This is a genomic window from Thalassotalea sp. G20_0 (assembly GCF_017744175.1).
Taxonomy (GTDB): Bacteria; Pseudomonadota; Gammaproteobacteria; order Pseudomonadales; family Endozoicomonadaceae; genus Endozoicomonas.
The window spans coordinates 1-725 of record NZ_JAGHQV010000361.1 but is presented as its reverse complement, the minus strand read 5'-3'; the positions used below and the strand labels follow the sequence as shown (position 1 = coordinate 725).

2 protein-coding genes are annotated in these 725 nt (G+C 47.7%); both read left to right on the top strand.

Features of this window, described 5'->3' with window-relative positions; translation table 11 throughout:
• A partial coding sequence (locus tag J7438_RS26515) for a hypothetical protein (protein ID WP_209279019.1) occupies window positions 1-397 on the top strand: 397 nt, incomplete at its 5' end.
• Window positions 398-401: 4 nt separating this feature from the next.
• The coding region (locus tag J7438_RS26510; protein WP_209279018.1) for a hypothetical protein at window positions 402-725 on the top strand (324 nt) is incomplete at its 3' end.

Genomic DNA, 725 nt, shown 5'->3' with positions numbered 1-725 from the left:
CTGGTGGGATAGCGAACAGCCCATAAAGCCCTGGTGGTGTGGTGAAGTGCAGCGCCAGCAGAAGTTCCGTCTGTCTGAAAAAGATGAGGCCTATTACTTATGGCTTCATGACCACCACAGTACATCCTATTGGCGCTGGTATAACGAAGCAGCCAAGCCACCAAAGTTCGGAGATAACCCCGGCATCGAAACGGCACCACCGCTCACATTGGGCCAGGGAATGCACTTCTGGCTTGATCAGTCGCCAGAGACCATATATCAGACACTGGCCAGCGATCTGGGCATGGACTTGCCGCAGGTTAGCTGGAATTTCGGGGAGCTACGCGCTCCGGAGATGCAAGAAAATATGCATGAGTATGACTATCACCATCAATTAGGGCTTTACCGACGGGGGTAAGAGAGTGGAAGAAGCATTAAACAGCTGGCCAGAGGTTATCCGGCACTATATTGACAGCCTGCAAGAACATGGCAACCAGCAGCTCTACATTGATGAGCTGGTAGCGATGTTCCTCTTTAAACAACTAGCTTTAGTCACTGTCTCTCAAGAGGATCAAAGAGAGTTTAAACGTCTTATCCAACCCATTAACAAAAATCCACCAACCAGCAAAAACAGGCCATTATTTGAACAAACCTACCAGCAGCTGCTTGAAAAAGAGTGGATCAGCGACTTTTCACTTCAGCTACAACGCATTAATAACAAAACGGATTTTTACAATATCTGGATA